General features: G+C 29.3%; 1 protein-coding gene. It reads right to left on the bottom strand.

Going from position 1 to position 1096, the window contains the following annotated elements:
• Positions 1 to 91: 91 nt before the first annotated feature.
• On the bottom strand, positions 92 to 1096 hold a 1005-nt coding region (locus tag ABWO04_RS12105), incomplete at its 5' end, for a BamA/TamA family outer membrane protein (RefSeq protein WP_502903998.1).

Genomic DNA, 1096 nt, shown 5'->3' with positions numbered 1-1096 from the left:
GAATGTATGGCTTCAATAATGGCTCTAATTCCAAAAATCTGATTGTCGTTTTTCATAGCTGCAAATATAGGTAAGTTTATTCAAATTTATTTTAAAAATACGTTTTAAAACTAATTTGAACTATAGAATTAGAGAGTTTTATGGTTTGGTTTCCTGTATTTCCATTAGCATACACTAAATTAAATAAGCCGCCATTGCTAAGTAATCCGAAACCAAAACCCAGTCCGTAAAGTTGGTCTTCGGTATTATTGGCTTTATCTTGATAATATCCGAAATCAGTAATGCTGTAAAAATATAAATTTGGAGAAGCGACATATCGGTATTCGGCAAAAAGACCAGTAAATACGTTTCCTTGCAGGCTGTTTTCGTTAAAACCTCTTATGGATTGAATGCCTCCAAATCGATACAATTCATTAGTGAAATAATCATTGCTTTGAAGATAATAGGTATCTGTTTTAATATGGATAACGTTTTTTTCGTTGAGTTCGAGCAATTTTTGTAGTTGAATTTGAGCAAAAAACTGATTCGTTTTTACAGCACTTGTTGTTCGGTTACCCATTCCGAATTTTGTAAAAACGGTGAATTTATCTGGAAACAAAGAATCGTCAAAACTAACTTTTTTATGCTCAAAAACAGAAGTAATAAATGTAGATTTTAAATCTTTTATGGTTGAAGAAGATGCTTTTTGAATGGCTTCCGAAACATTATCTTTGTAACCAATAAAAACTTTTGTATTGTAATTTATCATATAACCCAAATCGAAATCGAAACTACTATTTTGAAAAATGGTATCTTGTTTAAAGATTCTTAAATTTGATTTCAACGCCATCGGACTTTTAAAAATATAGGCTAAATCTAAATTCACATTGAACGTGCTTTGTTTGTTTCCGTCATTTTTCCAATACAAATTAAAGCGTTCTCCAGAATTTAAATTATTATACAAGTTCAAATCTACATAACCATTAAATTGTAATTTTTGTGTTTCTTCTTTATTTCCAAATCCTAAAAAACCATCAAAAGTGTTGTTTTTTCTTTTTTCAAGATACAAATATACTTTTGTAGAATCGGTTGTGAGTAAAACTTCTGGATATTTTAT

The organism is Flavobacterium sp. (assembly GCF_040382755.1).
Classification (GTDB): domain Bacteria; phylum Bacteroidota; class Bacteroidia; order Flavobacteriales; family Flavobacteriaceae; genus Flavobacterium.
This window is presented reverse-complemented; position numbering and strand designations above follow the sequence as displayed.